Below are 13,438 nucleotides of genomic sequence, written 5' to 3' on the forward strand. Positions count from 1 at the left end.
GGTCAGCGCGGGGCGCCCAGGACGCAGAACTCGTTGCCTTCCGGATCGGCCATCACGACCCACGGCACGTCGCCCTGACCCACGTCGGCGGACGTCGCGCCGAGCTCGGCCAGCCGGGCCACCTCCGCCGCCTGGTCGGCGCCGCGGTGCGGCAGCAGGTCGATGTGCACCCGGTTCCACACGGTCTTCGGGCCGGGCGTCGTGCGCAGGAACTCCAGGTAGGGCCCGACCCCCTCGGGCGCACGCAGCCGCGCGTGTTCGTCGCTCACCTCGTGCACGGTCCAGCCCGCCGCCTCGCCCCAGAACCGGGCCATGGCCCGCGGGTCGGAACAGTCGACCACCACCGCGGCGATCGGACCGGTGTCCCGGTAGATCTCCCGGGGCTCCAGCACGCAGAACACGTTGCCCTCCGGATCGGCCATCACGACCCACGGCACGTCGCCCTGGCCCACGTCGGCGGGCTTCGCGCCGAGCTCCTCCAGCCGGGCCACCAGCTCCGCCTGATGGGCCTCGGAGGCGGTGGCGAGATCGAGGTGCACGCGGTACCTCACCGTCTCGGGGTCGGGGACGGTGACGACGTCGACGCAGACGGCGCTGGGATCGGGCCAGGCGAAGCCCACGGGCTCGACGTTGGTCACGCCGGGGCCCTCGCTGGAGACGCCCCAGCCCAGCGCGTCCGCCCAGAACCGGCCGAGCGCCGCGTCGTCCCGAGCCTTGAAGTTCACCTGAACCAGCCGCAATGCCATGCCGATCACCCTATGCCCGACGACCGCGCCGCCGTCGGCACGCCTTTCAATCGGCGAGCAGGACGTCCAGGAGCCGTTCCGGCGCGCGCAACGGCAGGTAGTGGTCGGCGGCGGCCACGATCTCCAGGCGCGCGCCGGGAATGCCCGCGGCGAGCCGGCGGGCGATCACGCCGATCTCCGGGTGGTCGTGGTCGCCGACCACCACGGTCGTGGGCACCGCGACCCGGTCGAGGAGCTCGACGGCGCCCACCTCCGCGAACAGGGCGTGCCCCTTCTCCGCGGCCACCCGCAGCCCGGCGTTCTCGGTGACCATGTCGCGGATCGCCGCGTATCCCGGCGCCCGGTCGCCCAGCGAGGCCCAGAGCGTGAGCTCCATCTCGGCCAGGCGGCCGGGGTCGTCCCCGCGGTCGGCCGCCGCGTAGGCGTCCAGCTCGGGAGAGCTCGGCCAGTCATGGCCGCCTGCCGACGCCGCGACCAGGGTCAAGGACCGCACCCGTTCCGGGTGCTCCAAGGTGAAGTCGAGCGCGACCTCCCCGCCCATGCTCAGCCCCACCAGCGCGGCACGCTCGACGCCGAAGTGGTCGAGGACCGCGAGCAGGTCGTCCTCGTAGCGGAACGGCGCGGTCGGCGGCGTCGAACGGCCCAGGCCCCGCGCGTCGTACCGGATCACGGTGCGGTGACGCGCGAGTTCGGGGAAGACGCCGTCCCACAGGCGGCTGTCGTGCACGGAGCCGTGCAACAGGACCATGGGAGGACCGTCGCCGGCCTGCTCGGCCCACAGGCGGCCGTCACCGGAGACGGGGAGGTACTCGATCGTCATGGGAGCGATTCGACCACACTCCCCCCTTCCAGGAGGACGACGTCCCGGCCGCGGAAATCATCCCCGAGGGGGACGGGGAATCAAGGATCGCTTTGACGACCGCGAAAGGGGACGACTTCTACCGTTCCACCCATGGTTATCAACACGAACACACTCCGCCGCGCCGCGGCCGGCGTCGCACTTGTCCTGGCCACCCTCGCCTTCCCCGCCGCTGCCCAGGCGGCCACGGCGCAGACCTCCACCCCCGTCCTGGTCGGCGTCTACCCCACGCCGGACGCCTGCGCGCGGGCCGCCGCCCCGTACACCGCCGCGGGGAAGACCGCCTCCTGCCGCCTGAACAGCATCTACGCCAAGCCCCCCTACTGGCTGCTGTACGTCTCGTAGACCGCCCGGATCTCTCGGCTCGGCGTCTGCGATCATGAACGGATGCCCGAGCCGAGAATCCGCGTCGCCGCCTACGTCATCCGACAGCGGACCACCCCCGAACTCCTCGTCTTCGACCACGTCGACGCGCCCGAGGCCGGCACCCAGGTGCCGGCGGGCGGAGTCCTGCCGGACGAGAGCCTGGAACAGGCCGTCCTGCGGGAGGTCGCGGAGGAGACCGGCCTGACCGAGCTCACCGTCGTCGGGCCCATCGCGGTCGACCACAAACCTCGCGAGGACAACGGGCAGCCCCGGCACACGACGTTCTTCCACCTCACCGCCGCCCCCGACAGCCCCGACGCCTGGCACCACCGGGTCCACGGCGACGGCACGGACGCCGGCATGGAGTTCGCGTGCCGCTTCGTCCCGTTGCCGCTGGCAGACCAGCTGGCCGACGCCCAGGACGCCTGGCTCGGTCGCATCGAGGGGTGAGCATGGACACCGGCCGGCGCGTCTGACACGATCGCCGGTCGGCCGGGGCACTGGAGGGCGGCCCTGGCCTACGTGCCGGCCCGCGCCGCGCTGCGGGAGGCCGCCGCGTTCCTCCCCGCAGCCGCCGGGGCAGGCTGACCCCCGCACTCAGGAGGGCCGGGGCGCGGCGGGCGTACGGCGGCGGGCGGTCGCCAGGTGGTGGAGCAGCGCCACGGCCGTGACCCCCGCGGCCGGCAGCCCCAGCGCGGCGGGCACGACGGCGAACCACTCCTGGGCCAGCCCGCCCAGCCCCCCGCCGAGCGCCATCCCGATGTAGATGGCTGAGGAGTTGAGGCCGAGCAGGACCGGCGCCGCGGCCGGGCCGAGCGCGATGAGCCGATGCTGCTGGGGCACGACGACGACGCCCAGGGCCACACCCCAGACCGCGGCCCATGCCAGGGCCGACACGAACGTGCCGGTCGCCACCGGCGTGAGGGCCAGCGCGACGACGGCGACGGCGAGGGGCCCGGTCAGCACGTGCGCGGGGTCGTACCGGTCGACCAGCCGTCCGGCGACGAGGTTCCCGGCCAGGACCCCGACCCCCCAGACCAGTAGGACGGCGGCGAACAGCGGTTCAGAGCCGCCCGTCGCCTCCCGCAGGGCCGGCCCGATGTAGGTGTAGAGGGTGTAGGCGCCGAGGAAGACCAGCGTGGTGACGGCCAGCAGCGCCACGACCCGGCCCTCCTTCAGCGGACGCAGCCGCTCCCCCAGCGAGGCGGCGGGCAGCCGCACCTCGGGCAGCCCGGCGGCGATCCCCAGCGCCGCGACCAGGCCGACCCCGGCGACCGCCCACAGGGTGACGTGCCAGTCGGCACGGCCGATCAGCGTGCCGAGCGGAAGGCCCAACGCCGTCGCCGCCGTCAGCCCGCCCAGCACGAAGGCCAGAGCCCTGCCCCGGCGTTCCGCAGGCGCGATCGCCCCCGCGGTGCTGGACGCAGCGGAGTTGATCATCCCGGCGCCCACCGCGGTGACGACGCGGGCGATCATCACCACCTCGTAACCGGTGCCCAGAGCGGTGACGGCGTTGCCGGCCACGAAGACGCCCAACGCGACCAGCAGCGCGGTCCGCCTGTCCAGCCCACCGGTGAGCGCGCCCATGACCGGCGCCGACAGAGCCATCACCAGGGCGAACACCGTCACCAACTGCCCGGCGGCGGGAGTGGAGACCCGCAGGTCGGCGGCGATGGCCGGGAGCAGGCCCGCGATCACGTAGCTGTCGGTGCCCACGGCGAAGGTCGCCAGGGCCAGAGGGAGAAGTCGTCGCAACACCGGACGGTGCCACCTTTCATAGGGACCTCGGACGCATCGAGGGGAACCCTAGGGAATACATGGATACTTGTCCATATATCCATCAATTGGTAGCGTGACAGGCGTGCGGAACACAGGGGGCGACCATGCGTGAGGTGTCACAACCGGCCACCGAGGCCATCCGGCTGGTGGAGGTGCTGCGCGCCCTGGCCGACCCCGTGCGCCTCGACCTCGTCCAGCGGCTCGACCGGATGGGCGAGGACCACTGCAACGCCATCGGCGCCGACATCGACGTGCACCAGACCACGCTGTCGCACCACTACCGGGTGCTGCGCGAGGCCGGCGTGACCTGGACGACGGTGCAGGGCCGCGCCCGGCTGGTCCGGCTGCGCCGGGAGGACCTCGACACCCTCTTCCCCGGCCTGCTCGACTCCGTGCTCGCCGCACGACGCCGCACCCCCGACACCACGAAGTCGCCGACGCCGCACTCGGCCATCCCGACCGAGGCCCCTTAAGGGCACAGCGCAGAGGTCAGCAAGGTCATGGCCGCCTGATGAGGGTCGCCGGAGAACGGCGTGATCGACAACGTGACCTGCCGCGAACCGTCGGCTGAGCTGAACGCCACCGTGAGGTAGCCCGGAGCGCCGCCGCCATGGCCGAACGCCGTGCCGCAGGGAAGAGGCGCCAGCTCCAACCCCAGCCCATACCCCTCGGTCGTGCCGGGATCCGTCATCTCCTTCAGCAGATCAGGGCGCAGCAGCTTGCCCTGGAACAGGGCGCGGTAGAACCGGTTGACGTCCCCGGTGGTGGAGACGATCTCCCCCGCCGCCCCGGCCATCGTGGGATTGAACCGTGTGACGTCAACAGGGACGACCCCGCCACCCCTGGTGACCGGCACATATGCGTGGGCATGCGGCCCGTGCACCTCCGGCGAGGCTCCCGGCACGCGGGTGTGCCGCAGCCCGAGCGGCCGCAGGATCCGCTCCCTGATCTCCGTCGCGTACGGCCTGCCGGTCACCCCCTCGATCAGCAGGCCGAGCACGATGTAGTTGGTGTTGGAGTACCCGTACGCGGACCCGGGCGGGAAATCGCGCGGGAGCTTCTCCGCTCTTTCCACCAGTTCACGTGCCGACCAGGTGCGGTAACGCTCCTTGGGGATGCCCGCCTCGTCCATCATGCCCGTCGAGTACTCGGGAAGGCCGCTGGTGTGCTGGAGAAGGTGCCTGATCGTGATGTCGGCGCCCCCGTCCACGAGCCCGGGCAGCCACCGCTCCACACTGTCGGACAGGTGCAGCCTTCCCTCCCCCACCAGTTGAAGCACCACGCTCGCCGTGAACGACTTGGTCACGCTCCCGGCCCGGAAGCGCCCGTCCACCGGGGCCGGCCGGGCACTGTTCATCGTCGCCTTGCCACTGGCGGCTCGCCAGGTCCTGTCCCCGTCGCGAACCTCGGCGATCGCGGCCACCGCACCCCCTGCGACGACCTTGTCCAGCATCGCCCGCAAACTCGGGCCCTCCGCCGCCGCCGTGGCGGCCATGGCGGGCGTCGCCGTCAACGACACGGTCAAGCACGCCACGACGGCCGCACTGGTACGTCTTCCCCTCACGCCACTCCTCCGATTCGGCGGAGTCCGGCTCTCGGCCTCCGCCGTATCAAGATCCGGCACGAGAGGGCGGCACGGCGTCGGAGTAATCCCCTACGGAAACCCTGAATCCCCACCGACGATCTCCGCCCTGGGAAGGACGTCTGGTTGGCCTTCTGGCCAGCCGGCAGGGCTACGAGGCGAGCAGATCGAAATGGAAGCCGACGAAGAACAGCCCCAAGGACACCCACTTCAACGTCATCGGAAGCTCCGGATCCTGCAACGTCCGGCCGGCCCTGACCGCGAGCAGGCCCGCGGCCCCGCCCAGCATCGACCCGAGCAGCAGCCCCAGATACCAGGGCACGTCGGTCTGCTCCTCGACCAACGCGACGGCCGCCCCTGTGACGACACCGACGATGAACGGCCCCCCGGTGGGCCTTTTCGCCATGAACCGGGTCAGCCGCGCGCCATAGCGGCTCAGCCTCTCCGGCCCGACCAGGTCGACGACGACCGCCGCGCCGGACACGAACGAGAGGATCTTGCCGAAGCGGCCCCACCAGATCATCGGCAGGCCGAGCAGATCGTTGCCGAGCGTGGACCTGCCGTGCAGCCACAACCCCCACGCGTCGAAGTAGCTGATGTCCGCCACGAACGGAGCATAGAAGCGGGCTCCGGCGACGCCTAGGTTTGTCGACGCTTGGTTTTTGCCGGGTGGGATTCGTGTGAGCGAATCCCGGAGACCGCCTTTACATTGTAGATTCGGTAAGGATGCTCGCGCTCAGCCGGGCGCACAGGTCCCACACCGCGTTCTGGTTGCGTTCGTCGAGGGCGCTGGCCGGCAGGGGCTTGCGGCGGCACCGGTCGTCGAAGTAGGCGCCGGTCAGACCCTCCACCTCCGTGCTCGCGGCCAGGTGGATGCTGGAGCGGGCCGATCGGGTCAGGTCCGACAGGAAGAGCGGCGCGACGACCTTCAGCACCAGGGGCGCGATCGGCCGGTAGAGCCTCGGGAACGCGCCGATCGGGGTCGCCCTGTTCATCGGCGTGTAGCCGTGCCCGGGGTAGACCACGTTGGCCGTCACCCCCGTGCCGCGCAGTTCCCGGGCGAGCCGGGCGGTCAGCGCCATCGTCATGGTCTTGGTGTGGTTGTAGTGGCTGAACGTCCACCCGATGAAGCGCCGCTCCCCCAGCAGGTTGTCGTGCTCGATGGGCCCGCCGGGGATGCCGCCCGTCAGGTTGACGACCCGGGCGCGGCCGGCGCGCCTCAGCTGCGGCAGCAGCAGGTGGGTGAGGGCGAACGGGGCGAGGACGTGCGCGGCGAACATCTTCTCCACGCCGTCGTCGGTCAGCTCGCGGCGCGGCCGGTTCAGGCCGACGTTGTTGACCAGGACGTCCAGCGTGTCGTGGCGCTCGGCGACCTGGGAGGCGATCTGGCGCAGGCCCTGGAGGCCGGTGAGGTCGGCGGCGAGGGCGTCCACCCGATCGTGTCCGGCACTGGCGCGGATCTCCTGCGCGGCGCGCTGCGCCCGGCCGCGGTCGATCCCCACCAGGACGACGGAGGCTCCGAGCTTGGCCAGGCCGCGCGCGGTCTCCATGCCGATGCCCCCGGTGCTGCCGGTGATCAGGGCGGTCCTGCCGGTCATGTCGTTCAATGTCATCTGCGCTTGTCTCCTCTCGGTCGGGACGCTGGTGTCAGCGCGAGATCAGTTCTTGCGTGAGCTCATGGAGGCGCAGGGCGTCGTCCCGGTCGAAGGCGCGGCCGCCGCGAGCAGGGTCTCCCCCTTTCCGGCGGTGCTGCCGAGGGCCACCACGTGAGCGCCCTGCCGGAGGTGGTGAAGGGCCGGCCCCTTGCCGAGCCCGTCGGTGCCGCCAGTGATGATCACGGTCTGCATGTTCACCTGCTCTCGTCGGCACATCCACCGAAGTGGATATGACATATCCGCTTACGCGATGGAGCCTAACACGAAGCGGATATGCTGTATCCAGTTAGCCGACGGACGGATGCCATGAGCGAAGAGACACCGGCGCTGCGCCGCGACGCCGAGCACAACCGGCAGCGCACCCTGGCGGCGGCGCGGGAGGTGTTCGCCGCGCGCGGGCTGCAGGCCACACTCAACGACGTCGCCCACCACGCGGGGCTCGGCGTCGGCACCGTCTACCGCCGGTTCCCCAACAAGGAGGCCCTGGCCGAGGCCGTCTACGCCGGCAAGCTCGACGACATCCGCGCCGCGGCACAGGCCGCGCAGGCGGCACAGGACGCCTACCAAGCCCTCAGAGCCTTCATCGAACACGCCCTGGAACAGGCCGCGACCGACCGCGGGCTGCGCGAGCTGATGCGGCGGGGCGCGGGCCAGAGCGAGCTGATCGAGCGCGCCAGGGAAGGCATCGCCGAGTCCTGCGGCCGCCTCATCGCCCGCGCCAAGGAGCAGGGCACGCTGCGCGCCGACATCACGGTGGGCGACATCGCGCCCATCGTCTCGATGATCGACTCGGTGATGGACCTGCCGTCCTCCGGCGCCGCGCAACCGTGGCGCCGCTACCTCACGCTCATCCTCGACGGCCTGGGCACCGGACGAGGCACGCCCTGAAGGCAGCGTTAAGGAGGCCGCCGCAGCCTTAAGGACGGCCCACAAGTGTTTCCCAAGTCTCCTGGCACATCTTGACGGCAGAACGCCGTTCCCTGAGGAGAAGAGGAAACATGAGCATTCGACGTCTGACCGCGGCCGCCCTCGTCGCGGGTGGGCTCGCTTTCGGCGCCGTGACCGGCTCCGCCATGCCTGCGTCCGCCGTGTCCGCGTCGGCCGTGTCGGGGTCGTGGCACCTCGCGGGGTACTACCAGTACCGCGACCAGTGTGTGCGGGCCGGTTTCAGCGCCGTCACCAGCGGGGGCATCGTCCAGGATTTCCGGTGCGAGGTGTCCGGCTCGCGCTTCGCGCTCAGCCTCTTCTACTGATCAACGTGACGGCGGCGGCCTGCTCGGCCGCCGCCGTGCGGCCGTTGCCGGGAACGTCCGAATCCGATCAGGCATGAGGTTGTGGCGTGAGCATGAGCACGACAGGCACGGACGAGCGGGTGAGCGCGGATCGCCACCTGCTGGAGGACCTCGTGCGGGCCGCCCTGCGACGGTCCGCCGAGGACGGGTGGGACGTCCGCCACCGCCCTCCGTGGACGTACGTGGCTCTCCGGCAGGCCGGGACGCGGGACCAGGGCTGGAAGCTGCACGTGTCGGCGACGCCGCTGTCGGCCCCCGTCGTGCTGGCGCGGGCGGCCGAGGTGCTGGTGCGGCATCGGTGCCCGTTCAAGTTCGCGGCCACGTTCGCCGACCTGACGGGCCTGCTGTCCAGGAACGTCCACCGGGGATCGGCCGGCAAGTTCATCACCGTCTATCCCCCGGACGACGAGGCGGCGGCGGCCATCGCCGAGGATCTGCACCGGGCCACGTACGGCCTGCCGGGCCCGCCCGTCCTGTCCGACCGGGCCTACCGGCCGGACAGCCTGGTCCACTACCGCTACGGCGTGTTCTCCGCGCGCAGCGTGCTCGACAACGACGGCGTCTACAGCTCGCCGCTGACCGCCCCCGACGGCGCCTGCCTGGTGGACCGGCGCAACGCCTGGTACTCGCCGCCGGAATGGGCCGCCTGCCCGTTCGAGTCCGGCCGGGCCCCGGTGCGGACCGCCGCGCCGGAGGCCGTCGAGCTGGCCGGCCGGTTCGTGGTGCGGCAGGCGATCCGCCACGGCGCCAAGGGCGGGGTGTTCCTGGCGGAGGACCGGCTCTCCGGCGCCCAGGTCGTGATCAAGCAGGCCCGCCCGCACATCAGCGCCACCCTCCAGGGCCAGGACGAACGCGACCGCCTCCGCCACGAGGCCGACATGCTGGACCTGTTCGGACCGCTCGGCGTCACCAGCCGCAAGGTCGCCCTGTTCACGCAGGGGGACAACGTGTTCCTCGCGCAGGAACACCTCGACGGCGCCGTGCTGACCGCCTGGGCGGAGCAGGCGAGGGCCGCCGACCCGGACGGCTGGCCGCACGTGGCGCTGACCGCGGTGCGCGCGCTGACCGGCCTGGTCGCCGCCGTGCACGAGCGGGGCTTCGTGCTGCGGGACCTGACGCCGAACAACGTCATCGCCGGCCCGGACGGCTCCTGCCGGCTGGTCGACCTGGAGATGGCCGCCGTCCCCGGCACGCCCGTCACCAAGGCCTACACCGCCGGGTACGCGCCGCCCGAGCAGGTGCGCGGGCCGATGTACGGGCCGGCCGCGGGGGCCGCGGCGGACCTGTACGCCCTGGGCGCGACGGTGCTGCACCTGGCCACGGCGTGCCGGCCGCTGCTCGGCTCCGACGACCCGTCCGCGGGCCGCTCGTGGGACACCCGGGTGCGCGGGCTGGTCGAGGTGGCGACCGAGGGCGACGCCGTGGCCTCGGCGCTGCGGCCGATGATCCTCGGCCTGATGCGCGAGAACCCGGCCCGACGCTGGGACCTGCGGCGCGTCGGCGCCTTCCTCGACGACCTGGGGCCACTGCCGGCCGCCGCCCCGGACACCACGCCCCGGGACGCGACGGCCGCGGGCCGGGGCACCACGGCCGCAGGTCAGGGCGCGACGGCCGCGGGAGTCGGCCGCCGTCTGTCCGTCGCCGGTCAGGAGCGCCTGCTCCGCGACGGGATCGCGCACACGCTCCGGCGGATGGACCGCGATCCCGGCGCCCGGCGTCTGTGGCCCGTCTCCGGATTCGGCGAGACCGCCGACCCCTGCGCCGTGCAGTACGGCTCGGCCGGGGTGCTCGCACTGCTCGCGTCGGTCCTGAACACCTCAGACCTGGACACCCCGAACCTGGTCACCCCGAACCTGGGCACCGCGGATCTGGGCACCCAGGTTCTGGGCACCGGCGAGGTCGGGCGGGGCGAGGTCGCCGCCGCGTTGCGTCACGGTGCGGCCTGGACGCTCCGGCGGCTGGGCAGTGAGGCCAGGCCCTCGCCCGGGCTCCACTTCGGCCGGGCCGGCATCGCCTGGGGGCTGTACGAGGCCGGCCGCGCCCTCGGCGACGACGCGCTGCGCACGACGGGCACCGACCTCGCGCTGACCCTGCCGACGTCGTGGCCGAACCCGGACGTCTGCCACGGCCTGGCCGGCACCGGCCTGGCCCTGCTGCACCTCTGGCGGGCCACCGGCGACGAGCGCTTCCGGGAGCGGGCGGCACACTGCGCGGACGCCCTGCTGGCGAGCGCCGAGCGCACCCCCGGCGCCGTGCTGTGGCCCATCCCCGAACGTTTCCCGTCGGCGCTGGCCGGCGCCGTGCACTACGGCTTCGCGCACGGCGTCGCGGGGATCGGGACCTTCCTGCTCTCCGCCGCCGCCCCGGGTGGCGACGAGTACCTGGAGACGGCCCTGCTCGCCGGGCGGACGCTGCTGGCCGCCGCCCAGCGCACCGGCGCGGCGGCCTGGTGGCCGGAGTTCCCCGGCGGCGGCGTCCGGATGACGCACTGGTGCAGCGGCTCCTCCGGGGTCGGCAGCTTCCTCCTCCGGCTCCACTCCGTCACCGGCGAGCCGGACTTCCTGGACGCGGCGAAGGCCGCCGCCGTCGCGGTCCGCGGCTCCCGGCTGTCCTCGGGGACCGCCGCCTGCCACGGGCTGGCCGGTGACGGGCAGTTCCTGCTGGACATGGCCGGTCTGCTGGGCGACGAGGACTACCGCGCCCAGGCCGCGGAGCTGGCCGCCTGCCTGGAGGCGCGGGCGGTGCTGCGGGACGGGCTGCTGGTGGTGCCGGACGAGAACGGCGACACGGTGAGCTTCGGCTGGAACACCGGTCTGGCGGGCGTCCTGGACTTCCTGCTGCGGCTGCGTCACGGCGGCCCGCGTCCGTGGACGGCCGACGTCCCGGCACCGGAACCGGCACTGGAACCGGCACCCGCACCCGCACCGGCGGGATCGTGAGCGGGACGATGCTCCGGCTGGGGTTCCGGTTCTCCGGCCTGGGGCGGTACGCCGTGTGCCTGACCGCCGAGGGCCGCCGCCCCCTGGCCCCGGAGTTGTGGGACCTGACCGGCGCGCGTCCCCGGTCCCGCGTCCTGCGGTCGTGGGACGGCGAGAGCGCCGCGAGCACCGCGGTCCCGACGGACGACGGCGCCGTCCTGCTGAGCCGCGCCGGAAGCGGCGGGACGCACCGGCTGCTCCTCGTCGTCCCGGACCGGGACGGCACCGGCTGGTCGGCGCACGACCTGGCCGCCGTCACGGGGGGCGGGCTCAGGCTGGTGGCGGGCCGGGGCGCGGGAACCGCCGCGCTGGCCTTCCGCACGACCCCGGCGGGCGGCACGGCCGTGTGGCGGCTGTCCGGCCGGGCCGAGCCGCCCGAGCTCGTGGCCGGTGTGCCGGGGCCGCTGGCCGGGGGCGTCTGGCTCGACACGTCCGGCAGCCTGCTGGCCGTGGCCGTGCCGGCCGGCCCCCGGACGCGCACGGTGGTGCTGGACCTGTCCGACGGCGCCGTGGCCCCGCTGCCCGGCCTGGAACGGCGCGAGCGCCTGCTGCTCGCCGCCCCCGAAGCAGGCGTCCTGCTGACCGCCCGCGAGACCCGGGACGGCCACCGCCTGGGCCTCCGCCCGCGCGACTCGGACGCGCCCACCGTCTTCCCCGAGGAGCTGAACGCCGTCGAGGGCGCCGTCACCCCGCTCGCCCTCGACCCGGCCGGCCGGCGGCTGGCACTGGCGGTCACCGCGGGGGTGCGCTGCCGCGCCGTGCTGTACGACCTGGCCGAGGGCGGTTTCCGGGAGGCGGGGCCGGCGACCGGCACGATCCTGCCGATGGCCGCCTGGAGCGCGGGCGGGCTGCGGCTGGTGCGTTCCGCTCCCGGCCTGCCGCCGCACGTGGTGACGGTCCCCGGGCCGGACGGCGGCGGGACCGGCCGGGCGGACGCCGCCGCGCGCCGGTTCGACGGCCCGGCCGGACCCGTCGAAGCCGTCGTCTACGGCGACCCCGTCGCCGCCGGGCGGGTGGTGCTGGCGCTGCACGGGGGCCCCGAGTCGGCCTGGCGGCTCGGCCACGACCCGCTGTTCCAGCGGCTGGCCGACGAAGGCGTCGCCGTGGTCGCGCCCAACCAGCGCGGCAGCACCGGGTACGGGCCCGCCCACCGCGACGCGATCCGCGGCGCCTGGGGCGGACCGGACCTGGCCGACGTCCTGCACCTCGGCCGCGCCCTGACGGCCGCCCGCGGACCCGGCGCCGATCCGCCCCATTTGTACGGCGTGAGCTACGGCGCCCACCTCGCCCTGCTCGCCTCCGCCGCGGAACCGGGCCTGTGGTCCGGCGCCGCCGTCGTCGCGCCGTTCCTGTCCGGGCGGCAGCTCCACGCCGACGGGCCGCCGCTGGTCCGCAACATGCTCGACCGGCTCGGCGGCTGCGCGGAGATCGACGACGACCTCGGGCCGCGCGACCTGATCCGGCTGGCCGACCGGCTGCGCGGCCCGCTGCTGGTCGTCCACGGCGAGCGGGACGCGACCATCCCCGTCGGCCACTCCCGGCGGCTGCGGGACCGCCTGGCGCGGGCCGGTCCCGGCGGGCCCGAGCTCACCTACGTCGAGGTGCCCGGCGCCGGGCACGACCCGCTGACCGGACCGGACGGCCACCTCGTGCTCGACCGCCTGGTCGCCTTCCTCCGCCGCCGCTCCCCGCGGCGCCCATGATCCCGCCGGCCGGCGTCCTCACCCGGCGCCGGGCCGGTGGCAAGGCCCGCACCCGCGGGCTCCACACCGAAGAAGAAGGAGAAACCGATGGAACTCGACATCACCGCGCTCGACATGCTCCCCGCCCGCGAGGAGTCCGGCCTGGCCGCCTGCCAGGTCTCCAGCTTCACCTGCGAGAACGAGGGCAACAGCTGCTACGTCACCAGGTGACCCCCCGGTCCTGACCCTGCGTCAGGACCCGTCCCCCAGCGGTGGGGGGGCCCCCCGGGCCGGGCCCCCCCCCCCCCCCCCCCCCCCCCCCCCCGCCCCGGCGGGGGGGGGGGGCCCCCGAAAGGCGGGGGCCCCCCCTGGCGCGCGGCCCCGCCGGGGGGGGGGGGCGGGGGGCCCCCCGGGGGGGGGGGGGCGGGGGGGCCCGGGGCGGGGGGGGGGGGGGCGCGGGGGGGCCCCCCCCCCGCGCCGACCCACGACCCACGCCATC

The 13,438-nt window shown here is 74.0% G+C and carries 15 protein-coding genes; 8 read left to right on the forward strand and 7 right to left on the reverse strand.

Translation table 11 applies throughout. The features are described 5' to 3' along the window. Nucleotides 1-2 precede the first annotated feature (2 nt). Entirely contained in the window at nucleotides 3-746 is a 744-nt protein-coding gene (locus tag ACIBK9_RS34025; RefSeq protein WP_397162692.1) for a VOC family protein, read from the reverse strand. A gap of 46 nt (nucleotides 747-792) precedes the next feature. Beyond that, complete coding sequence (locus ACIBK9_RS34030; RefSeq protein ID WP_397162693.1) at nucleotides 793-1,566, reverse strand: alpha/beta fold hydrolase; 774 nt, start codon at nucleotides 1,564-1,566, stop codon at nucleotides 793-795. Nucleotides 1,567-1,698: 132 nt separating this feature from the next. Between ACIBK9_RS34030 and ACIBK9_RS34035 the strand changes: the two genes are divergently transcribed. Both ACIBK9_RS34035 and ACIBK9_RS34040 read left to right on the forward strand, forming a co-directional pair. Beyond that, entirely contained in the window at nucleotides 1,699-1,950 is a 252-nt protein-coding gene (locus ACIBK9_RS34035; RefSeq protein WP_397162694.1) for a hypothetical protein, read from the forward strand. Between the two features lie 42 nt (nucleotides 1,951-1,992). Next, complete coding sequence (locus ACIBK9_RS34040; protein ID WP_397162695.1) at nucleotides 1,993-2,421, forward strand: NUDIX domain-containing protein; 429 nt, start codon at nucleotides 1,993-1,995, stop codon at nucleotides 2,419-2,421. Nucleotides 2,422-2,568: 147 nt separating this feature from the next. Here the strand turns inward: ACIBK9_RS34040 and ACIBK9_RS34045 are convergent, their stop codons facing one another. Next, entirely contained in the window at nucleotides 2,569-3,726 is a 1,158-nt protein-coding gene (locus ACIBK9_RS34045; protein ID WP_397162696.1) for an MFS transporter, read from the reverse strand. A gap of 128 nt (nucleotides 3,727-3,854) precedes the next feature. On the opposite strand from ACIBK9_RS34045, the gene ACIBK9_RS34050 reads away from it, so the two are divergent. Then, the gene (locus ACIBK9_RS34050; RefSeq protein WP_358302106.1) at nucleotides 3,855-4,223 is read left to right on the forward strand and encodes a helix-turn-helix domain-containing protein; all 369 of its coding nucleotides are present in this window, start codon (nucleotides 3,855-3,857) and stop codon (nucleotides 4,221-4,223) included. On the opposite strand, the gene ACIBK9_RS34055 is transcribed toward ACIBK9_RS34050, so the two are convergent. The 4 genes from ACIBK9_RS34055 to ACIBK9_RS34070 all read right to left on the reverse strand — a co-directional run bounded on the left by ACIBK9_RS34055 (nucleotide 4,220) and on the right by ACIBK9_RS34070 (nucleotide 7,179). Further along, nucleotides 4,220-5,269 carry a serine hydrolase domain-containing protein gene (locus tag ACIBK9_RS34055; RefSeq protein ID WP_397163081.1) on the reverse strand — a complete coding sequence of 350 codons (1,050 nt, stop codon included), beginning with the start codon at nucleotides 5,267-5,269 and terminating at the stop codon, nucleotides 4,220-4,222. The two genes, ACIBK9_RS34050 and ACIBK9_RS34055, sit on opposite strands and share 4 nt — an antisense overlap. Nucleotides 5,270-5,483: 214 nt before the next feature. Further along, entirely contained in the window at nucleotides 5,484-5,939 is a 456-nt protein-coding gene (locus tag ACIBK9_RS34060; protein WP_397162697.1) for a hypothetical protein, read from the reverse strand. Nucleotides 5,940-6,036: 97 nt separating this feature from the next. Then, nucleotides 6,037-6,945 (reverse strand): SDR family NAD(P)-dependent oxidoreductase, encoded by a 909-nt coding sequence (locus ACIBK9_RS34065; protein ID WP_397162698.1) that lies wholly within the window; start codon nucleotides 6,943-6,945, stop codon nucleotides 6,037-6,039. A gap of 45 nt (nucleotides 6,946-6,990) precedes the next feature. After that, nucleotides 6,991-7,179 (reverse strand): hypothetical protein, encoded by a 189-nt coding sequence (locus ACIBK9_RS34070; protein WP_397162699.1) that lies wholly within the window; start codon nucleotides 7,177-7,179, stop codon nucleotides 6,991-6,993. Nucleotides 7,180-7,293: 114 nt separating this feature from the next. Between ACIBK9_RS34070 and ACIBK9_RS34075 the strand changes: the two genes are divergently transcribed. The 5 genes from ACIBK9_RS34075 to ACIBK9_RS34095 all read left to right on the forward strand — a co-directional run bounded on the left by ACIBK9_RS34075 (nucleotide 7,294) and on the right by ACIBK9_RS34095 (nucleotide 13,170). Further along, a complete protein-coding gene (locus ACIBK9_RS34075; RefSeq protein ID WP_397162700.1) occupies nucleotides 7,294-7,875 on the forward strand; it encodes a TetR/AcrR family transcriptional regulator in 582 nt (193 codons plus the stop codon). Between the two features lie 110 nt (nucleotides 7,876-7,985). Next, nucleotides 7,986-8,240: a hypothetical protein gene (locus tag ACIBK9_RS34080; RefSeq protein ID WP_364342478.1), complete on the forward strand. Its 255-nt coding sequence runs from the start codon at nucleotides 7,986-7,988 to the stop codon at nucleotides 8,238-8,240. Nucleotides 8,241-8,332: 92 nt separating this feature from the next. After that, on the forward strand, nucleotides 8,333-11,218 hold the full coding sequence (gene lanL / locus ACIBK9_RS34085) for a class IV lanthionine synthetase LanL (protein WP_397162701.1): 2,886 nt from the start codon (nucleotides 8,333-8,335) through the stop codon (nucleotides 11,216-11,218). Continuing rightward, nucleotides 11,215-12,960, forward strand: coding sequence for an alpha/beta hydrolase family protein (locus ACIBK9_RS34090; protein ID WP_397162702.1), 1,746 nt, complete (start codon nucleotides 11,215-11,217; stop codon nucleotides 12,958-12,960). The genes lanL and ACIBK9_RS34090 overlap by 4 nt, the downstream gene beginning before the upstream one ends. An 87-nt stretch (nucleotides 12,961-13,047) precedes the next feature. Then, nucleotides 13,048-13,170, forward strand: coding sequence for an ALQxL family class IV lanthipeptide (locus ACIBK9_RS34095; protein WP_189652211.1), 123 nt, complete (start codon nucleotides 13,048-13,050; stop codon nucleotides 13,168-13,170). The last annotated feature ends 268 nt before the right edge of the window (nucleotides 13,171-13,438 follow it).

The organism is Nonomuraea sp. NPDC050227 (genome assembly GCF_044459705.1).
Classification (GTDB): domain Bacteria; phylum Actinomycetota; class Actinomycetes; order Streptosporangiales; family Streptosporangiaceae; genus Nonomuraea.

What these genes read in the sequence shown, in the direction of transcription:
- ACIBK9_RS34050 (WP_358302106.1), top strand. Translation starts at nt 3,855, where the DNA reads ATGCGTGAGGTGTCACAACCGGCCACCGAGGCCATCCGGCTGGTGGAG.
- ACIBK9_RS34035 (WP_397162694.1), top strand. Translation starts at nt 1,699, where the DNA reads ATGGTTATCAACACGAACACACTCCGCCGCGCCGCGGCCGGCGTCGCA.
- ACIBK9_RS34065 (WP_397162698.1), bottom strand. Translation starts at nt 6,945, where the DNA reads ATGACATTGAACGACATGACCGGCAGGACCGCCCTGATCACCGGCAGC.
- ACIBK9_RS34080 (WP_364342478.1), top strand. Translation starts at nt 7,986, where the DNA reads ATGAGCATTCGACGTCTGACCGCGGCCGCCCTCGTCGCGGGTGGGCTC.
- ACIBK9_RS34070 (WP_397162699.1), bottom strand. Translation starts at nt 7,179, where the DNA reads ATGCAGACCGTGATCATCACTGGCGGCACCGACGGGCTCGGCAAGGGG.
- ACIBK9_RS34025 (WP_397162692.1), bottom strand. Translation starts at nt 746, where the DNA reads ATGGCATTGCGGCTGGTTCAGGTGAACTTCAAGGCTCGGGACGACGCG.
- ACIBK9_RS34075 (WP_397162700.1), top strand. Translation starts at nt 7,294, where the DNA reads ATGAGCGAAGAGACACCGGCGCTGCGCCGCGACGCCGAGCACAACCGG.
- ACIBK9_RS34040 (WP_397162695.1), top strand. Translation starts at nt 1,993, where the DNA reads ATGCCCGAGCCGAGAATCCGCGTCGCCGCCTACGTCATCCGACAGCGG.
- ACIBK9_RS34095 (WP_189652211.1), top strand. Translation starts at nt 13,048, where the DNA reads ATGGAACTCGACATCACCGCGCTCGACATGCTCCCCGCCCGCGAGGAG.
- ACIBK9_RS34030 (WP_397162693.1), bottom strand. Translation starts at nt 1,566, where the DNA reads ATGACGATCGAGTACCTCCCCGTCTCCGGTGACGGCCGCCTGTGGGCC.
- lanL (WP_397162701.1), top strand. Translation starts at nt 8,333, where the DNA reads ATGAGCACGACAGGCACGGACGAGCGGGTGAGCGCGGATCGCCACCTG.